Source organism: Halomonas sp. Ps84H-12 (genome assembly GCF_024124725.1).
GTDB classification, from domain to species: domain Bacteria; phylum Pseudomonadota; class Gammaproteobacteria; order Pseudomonadales; family Halomonadaceae; genus Vreelandella; species Vreelandella aquamarina.
On sequence record NZ_JAMXSJ010000029.1, the window covers coordinates 44,120 to 51,126 of the forward strand.

Annotated in this window: 5 protein-coding genes; 4 read left to right on the forward strand and 1 reads right to left on the reverse strand. The window is 62.2% G+C overall.

What is annotated here, in order from left to right; translation table 11 throughout:
- Positions 1 to 15 precede the first annotated feature (15 nt).
- Complete coding sequence (xseA, locus tag NH344_RS13905; RefSeq protein ID WP_253028025.1) at positions 16 to 1,359, reverse strand: exodeoxyribonuclease VII large subunit; 1,344 nt, start codon at positions 1,357 to 1,359, stop codon at positions 16 to 18.
- A 228-nt stretch (positions 1,360 to 1,587) separates the two neighbouring features.
- Between xseA and NH344_RS13910 the strand changes: the two genes are divergently transcribed.
- The 4 genes from NH344_RS13910 (at position 1,588) to guaA (ending at position 6,797) form a co-directional block, all read left to right on the forward strand.
- Complete coding sequence (locus tag NH344_RS13910; RefSeq protein WP_074210981.1) at positions 1,588 to 2,787, forward strand: sodium:phosphate symporter; 1,200 nt, start codon at positions 1,588 to 1,590, stop codon at positions 2,785 to 2,787.
- Positions 2,788 to 2,812: 25 nt separating this feature from the next.
- The gene (locus NH344_RS13915; RefSeq protein ID WP_058578694.1) at positions 2,813 to 3,499 is read left to right on the forward strand and encodes a PhoU domain-containing protein; all 687 of its coding nucleotides are present in this window, start codon (positions 2,813 to 2,815) and stop codon (positions 3,497 to 3,499) included.
- A gap of 162 nt (positions 3,500 to 3,661) precedes the next feature.
- Positions 3,662 to 5,131, forward strand: coding sequence for an IMP dehydrogenase (guaB, locus tag NH344_RS13920; RefSeq protein WP_054645354.1), 1,470 nt, complete (start codon positions 3,662 to 3,664; stop codon positions 5,129 to 5,131).
- 88 nt (positions 5,132 to 5,219) lie between these two features.
- Positions 5,220 to 6,797, forward strand: coding sequence for a glutamine-hydrolyzing GMP synthase (gene guaA, locus NH344_RS13925; protein WP_253028026.1), 1,578 nt, complete (start codon positions 5,220 to 5,222; stop codon positions 6,795 to 6,797).
- Positions 6,798 to 7,007: the final 210 nt, after the last annotated feature.

Genomic DNA, 7,007 nt, shown 5'->3' on the forward strand with positions numbered 1-7,007 from the left:
ATCACCAGTGCGGCGCTATTTCTGATAGCGCCGTTTTACTTCCACGCTCAAACACCCCTCACCCAGCTTCAATTTGAGCAGCTGGCCCGGCTGAGTATCCTGGGCGCGGCGCACGATCTGGCCTTGTTCGTCCTGGGCGATGGCATAGCCACGGCCTAGTACTGCCAGCGGGCTGACCGCGCTGAGTGCCCGGGCGGCGCTGTGCAGGCGTGCCTGGCGCGCTTCCAGCTGGCGCTGTATGGCGCTGGCCAGGCGGCGTTGCAGGCGTTCGATGCGCTCGCTTTCTGCCCGGTGCAGCCGGGCCATGTCCTGGCTGGCCAGCCGACGGCCGAGCTGGCCAAGCTGGCGCTGCTGCTGGCTCAGCGTGAGCTGCATGGCGCGCGCTAGCCGCTGGGCGAGGGCTTGCAGGTGCTGGCGCTGGTGGGTCAGCCGCTCTCCCGGGTGGCGGAGCCGAGCACGCAGGGCGTCCAGCCGCTGGTTATCGCGCTCCAGGTGGGTTTGCAGGGCACGCTGCAGGCGCTGTTCGGCTTGCCGAAGCTGGCGTTTGAGGGCGTGCTGGTCGGGTACCAGCCGCTCGGCGGCGGCAGAAGGGGTAGGGGCGCGCATGTCGGCGGCAAAATCCGCCAGGGTGACATCCACCTCATGGCCCACGGCAGACATCACCGGCAAACGGGAGTGGAAGATGGCCCGGGCCAAGTGCTCGTTGTTGAACGCCCACAGGTCTTCCAGACTGCCGCCGCCTCGGGTGATCAGCACCGCATCCTGGGCGGGGTCGAGCCGCGTCTGGCGGTTGATCAGCGCTAGGGCAGAGATCATTGCCGGGGCCGCCTCTGCGCCCTGTACCGGCACGGGGATCAGCGTCACGTCGGTCAATGGCCAGCGCGCAGCCAGCACCGCCAGCACATCGCGGATGGCGGCGCCGCTGGCGGAACTCAGAATCAGCAGCTTGCGGGGCGGAAAGGGTAGCGGGCGGGTGTTGGCAAATACCCCTTCGCCTTCCAGCTGTGCCTTCAAGCGCTCGTAGGCCGCCAGCAGCTCGCCCAGCCCCGCCGCCTGCACGGCGTCGGCGATCAGCTGGTAATCGCCACGGGGCTCGAACAGCGAGACCCGGCCGCGCAGCTTGACCTGGTCGCCATCGCGCATGGGGGCCGATACGAACCGTGCCCGCTGGCGAAACAGCGCGCAGCGCACCTGGGCGCGGTCATCTTTCAGCGTGAAGTAGATGTGCCCGGACGCCGGGCGCGACACGTTGGAAAGCTCGCCTTCCACCCACACATCGCCCAAGTCGTTCTCCAGTGCCTTGCGCGCCTTGAGGTTGAGTTGACTGACCGATAGCAGGGGGGCGTTGGGAGCGCTCATGGGAGTTTCCAGTCGCGGGTGAAAGTGGGGATGCGGCCGCTCATTAGACAATACGTGCAGGGCGCACAGCAATGGCCCTGGCGGGTTCTCTGGCGTACCATGCGCGCGGAAGGTGGCGCTGCAAGATAAGCGTCATCAAAATGTCACAAAACCGTGTTACGGTGCCCGCCGACACAGAAGTGTCATGAAAGCGTCACAATAGATGTTCACCAACAGGGCAGATTGCTCATGTCGAATCTCGGACCTTCACAAGATCGTCCTGCGCTGGCTCGCCAAGCGCCTCACGAAGTGCCCGCCTGGCTAAGAGGTATCTACGCTGGCTTGTGCTTGTATCTGTTCCTGGCTGCTCTGAACGTTTTGGGTGCGGGGTTAGGCACCTTCGGCAGCGACAGCGACGTTCTGACCCGCGCTTTCGCCTATGGCCAGAACCCCTTCATCGCCTTGATGGCGGGCGTGCTGGTCACCATGGTCGTGCAAAGCTCCTCGTTCACCTCGGCGCTGATCGTGACCCTGGTGGCCAGTGGCGAAATGACCCTGGGCACGGCGGTGTTCGCTATCATGGGGGCCAACATCGGCACGGCCGTCACGGGCGTCATCGTGGCGCTGGCCAACGTGCGCATCAAGCGTAACTTCCGCCGCTCGTTCACCGCGGCGCTGATGCACGACCTGTTCAACATCCTCACGGTGCTGCTGATCTTCCCGGTGGAGTGGCTGACCGGCATGTTCCACGAGCGCGGCTACGGCATCTTCACCCGCCTGGCCGCATGGCTGGCGGACCTGATTGGCCTGGAAGAAGTCGCCCGCCCCAACAGCCCGATCAAGACCATTACCGCTCCGGTGGTGGATGCCGCTAACTGGCTGGGCGCGGCGCTGATGCCCACCACCGCCGCCGCTGGGCTGATGGTGGCTGGCATCGGCCTGCTGCTGATGTTCGCCGCCCTGGTGTTCATGGTGCAGAACCTGCGCGGCGCGCTGCTGCGCCATATGGATGGCCTGTTCCGTACCTACTTCTTCCGTACCGATGCGCGGGCCTACGGCGTGGGCGTGATCTCGACCGTGCTGGTGCAGTCCAGCTCGATCACCAGCAGCCTGATGGTGCCGCTGGCGGGGGCAGGGGTGGTGCGCCTGCGCCGTGTGCTGCCGTTCATGATGGGGGCCAACCTGGGTACCACCGTGACCAGCCTACTGGCGGCGACCGCCAACCCGATTGCGGCGGCGATGACGGTGGCGCTGTTTCACGTTATCTTCAACCTTACCGGCACCGCGATCTGGTGGCCGCTGCGGGTCATTCCGTTGCGCATTGCCACCTGGTATGGACGCCTGGCAGGGCAGCACATTCGCTATGCGTTCCTGTTCCTGATCGGTGTGTTCCTGATCGTGCCGCTGGTGGGCATCACGCTGACCGAATTCTTTATCCGCCTGCGCTAAGCGCGGCCAGTTGAGGGGTTTCCCCATGTTCAAACAGCTTTTTAGTGCGCTTACCTCGGAAACCAGCATCGACCAGGCCTACGCGGACCTGACCCAAATGCTGGAGCATGGCGCCTGGATGTTCTCACGGGCCAACGAGGTGCTGTACAGCACCGTGGCCGCCGAGGACGTACGCACGCCCCTGTACGAGCGCGACGTGGCGGTCAACGAGCTGGAGCGCTCGATTCGCCGCAAGGTGCTGCGCCACCTGACCGTCAACCCCGGCCACGACGTGGCCATTTGCCTGGCGTTGATGAGCGTGGCCAAGGACGCCGAGCGTATCGGCGACTACTGCAAGAACGTCTTCGAGGTAGGCGTGTTCTACACCGAAGGCTTCCATGTAGACCGTTACCAGAAGCCCCTGGACAGCATCTCCGAGCGCTTGCGAGGGCTGTTTAGCGAGCTGATTGCGGCCACGCGCAACTCCGATGAGCAAAAGGCCCACGGCGTCATCACCGCCACCCGGGAGATTCGTCACATCAGCGACGAGCTGATCGAATCCCTACTGCGGGAAGAGGACAGCATCGAGTTCCACGAAGCCGTGGCCTACTCGCTGCTGGCGCGCCACTACAAGCGTGTGGCCTCGCACCTGGCCAACATCGCCACGGCGGTAACGGGCCGCCTGGAAGACCTCGACTTCCCCAGCGAAGCCGACGACCACGCGCTGGACTAAACCGCCCGTGCCGCACCACAGTGGGCTTCGCCCAGGCCAACGCAGAGGGCCACCTTCAGCAGATCATCGCAGGATGGTTTGCTGGGGCGGCCCTCAAAACGTTATAATAGGCGATTAACTTTTTACGCCCCATCTTCCCACTTCTCAATGGGTGTTGCCGCTATGCTACGTATGGCCCAAGAAGCGCTTACGTTCGATGACGTACTCCTCGTTCCCGGCTTCTCCGACATTCTGCCAAAGGATGTCAGCCTCAAAACCCGCCTGACCCGCAATCTCTTCCTGAATATTCCCCTGCTTTCCGCTGCAATGGATACTGTAACTGAAGCGCGTCTAGCCATTGCGATGGCTCAGGAAGGCGGCATCGGCATCATCCACAAGAACATGACCATGGCGCAACAGGCCGCTGAAGTGCGCAAGGTGAAGAAGCACGAAAGCGTCATTGTCAAAGACCCGGTCACCGTTAGCCCCAAAGCCAAGCTGGAAGACCTGCTGGCCATGGCCCGCGAAAACGGCTTCTCCGGCTTCCCAGTGGTAGAAGGAGAAACCCTGGTAGGCATCGTGACCGAGCGCGACATGCGCTTCCAGCCTAACGTGGGCGACAGCGTTGCCGACATTATGACTCCCCGCGAGCGGCTGGTAACAGTGAAAGAAGGCACCGACCTTGAAACTAGCAAAGCCAAGATGCGCGAACACCGCATTGAGAAAATGCTGATTGTCGATGACGCCTTCCATCTGCGCGGCCTGGTGACTTTCCAAGACATCGAAAAAGCCCGTACCTACCCGATGGCCGCTAAAGATAGCGACGGCCGCCTGCTAGTAGGCGCAGCGGTCGGCACCGGCCCGGAAACCCCGGACCGCGTCGCGGCACTGGCCGAAGCCGGCGTTGACGTGATCATCGTCGATACCGCCCACGGCCACTCCCAAGGCGTCATCGACCGCGTTCGCTGGATCAAAGAGCACTTCCCCGAGATTCAAGTGATCGGCGGCAACATCGCCACCGCCGCCGCTGCCAAAGCGCTGGCCGAAGCAGGCGCAGACGCCGTGAAAGTAGGCATCGGCCCCGGCTCTATCTGCACCACGCGTATTGTGGCAGGCGTTGGCGTACCGCAAATCACCGCCGTTTCCAACGTGGCCGAAGCGCTGAAAGAGTTCGACATTCCGCTGATTGCCGATGGCGGCGTACGCTTCTCTGGCGACTTGGCGAAAGCCATTGCCGCTGGCGCAAGCGCCGTGATGGTGGGTGGCCTGCTGGCCGGTACCGAAGAAGCACCGGGCGAAGTGGAGCTTTACCAAGGCCGTACCTACAAAGCCTACCGTGGCATGGGCTCCATGGGCGCGATGTCCCAGAGCCAGGGCAGCGCCGACCGCTACTTCCAGGACAAGGACGCCGGAGCCGAAAAGCTGGTGCCGGAAGGCATCGAAGGCCGCGTACCCTACAAGGGCATGATGAGCGCCATCGTTCACCAGCTGATGGGCGGCCTGCGCGCCTCCATGGGTTACACCGGCTGTCGCGACATTCAGGAAATGCGCACCAAGCCCGAGTTCGTACAGATTACCGGCGCTGGCTTTAACGAGTCCCACGTTCACGACGTGCAGATCACCAAAGAAGCCCCCAACTATCGGGTGAGCTAACCAGCGCTTTAAGTTACACGGCGGCGGGCATTGCCCCGCCGCTTGCTTTTTAGCCAATGCGGCCGTTCCGCGTTATAGAGGCTCCGCCATGAGTGACATTCACGCCCATAAGATCCTGATTCTCGACTTTGGCTCCCAGTACACCCAGCTGATCGCCCGCCGGGTACGTGAAATCGGCGTATTCTCTGAAATCCGCGCCTTCGATATCACCGAAGAAGAGATTCGCGAATACAACCCTAACGGCATCATCCTGGCCGGTGGCCCGGAATCCGTCACCGAGCTGGACTCCCCCCGAGCCCCCGAGTGCGTGTTCGAAATGGGCCTGCCGGTATTTGGTATCTGCTACGGCATGCAAACCATGGCCGAGCAGCTGGGCGGCAAGGTGGAAGGCTCCAACCAGCGCGAGTTCGGCTACGCCCAGATCCGTCTGGACGCCGAAACTGCCCTGTTCAAGGACATCAAGGACCACGTAGACCCGGCCACCGGCAACGCCCTGCTGGACGTGTGGATGAGCCACGGTGACAAGGTCGCCAAGGCCCCGGACACCTTCACCGTGACCGCCTCTACCCCGAGCTGCCCGATTGCGGCCATGGCCTGGGAAGAGAAGCAGTTCTACGGCGTACAGTTCCACCCGGAAGTGACCCACACCCTGCAAGGCCAGCGGATTCTCGAGCACTTCGTGCTGGATATCTGTAAAGCCGAAAAGCTGTGGACCCCCGCCCAGATCATCGAAGACCAGGTACAGCGCGTACGCGAGCAAGTCGGCGACCGCCACGTACTGCTGGGCCTTTCCGGCGGCGTAGACTCCTCCGTGGTAGCTGCGCTGCTGCACAAGGCGATTGGTGACCAGCTCACCTGCGTGTTCGTGGATAACGGCCTGCTGCGTAAGAACGAAGGCGACCAAGTGATGGAAACCTTCGCCAAGCACATGGGCGTGAAGGTGATTCGTGTAGACGCCGAAGAGCTGTTCCTCAGCAAGCTGAAAGGCGAAAACGACCCGGAAGCCAAGCGAAAAATCATCGGCAACACCTTTATCGACGTGTTCGATGAAGAAGCCAGCAAAATCGAAGGCGTAGAGTTCCTGGCCCAGGGCACCATCTACCCGGACGTGATCGAGTCCGCTGCCTCGAAAACTGGCAAAGCGCACGTGATCAAATCCCACCACAACGTGGGTGGCCTGCCGGAAACCATGAAGCTCAAGCTCGTCGAGCCGCTGCGCGAACTGTTCAAAGACGAAGTGCGCAAACTCGGCCTCGAACTCGGCCTGCCCTACGATATGGTCTACCGCCACCCATTCCCTGGCCCCGGCCTGGGCGTGCGGATTCTCGGCGAAGTGAAGAAAGAGTACGCCGACATTCTGCGCGACGCGGATGCCATCTACATCGAAGAACTGCGCGCCGCCGGTTGGTACGAAAAAACCAGCCAAGCCTTCGCCGTGTTCCTGCCGGTGAAATCCGTAGGCGTGGTTGGCGACGGCCGCCGCTACGAATGGGTCATCGCGCTCCGCGCCGTCGAAACCATCGACTTCATGACCGCCCGCTGGGCGCACCTGCCCTACGAGCTGCTGGAGAAGGTTTCCAACCGGATTATCAACGAGTTGGAAGGCGTTTCGCGGGTGACTTATGATGTGAGCAGTAAGCCGCCTGCTACGATTGAGTGGGAGTAGCCGGCAACGACGGGCACTCTCTGGTAACCGTCTGTCAATGACAGGCGTTCATTCAACCCGGCGCCATTGCCGGGTTGTTTGTTTGTAACTATTCAGGTGGCTGCGGATGGGGTATCGCCAACCAGCTGATTTTTCTGGCATAGTGCACAGCATCATTCGGCACACCTATGCGGTGATATGACCATCAGCGATATCAACGTCGACGAGGCC

Coding starts and splice junctions, on each gene's coding strand:
- xseA (WP_253028025.1), bottom strand. CDS start 1,359: ATGAGCGCTCCCAACGCCCCCCTGCTATCGGTCAGTCAACTCAACCTC.
- NH344_RS13910 (WP_074210981.1), top strand. CDS start 1,588: ATGTCGAATCTCGGACCTTCACAAGATCGTCCTGCGCTGGCTCGCCAA.
- NH344_RS13915 (WP_058578694.1), top strand. CDS start 2,813: ATGTTCAAACAGCTTTTTAGTGCGCTTACCTCGGAAACCAGCATCGAC.
- guaB (WP_054645354.1), top strand. CDS start 3,662: ATGCTACGTATGGCCCAAGAAGCGCTTACGTTCGATGACGTACTCCTC.
- guaA (WP_253028026.1), top strand. CDS start 5,220: ATGAGTGACATTCACGCCCATAAGATCCTGATTCTCGACTTTGGCTCC.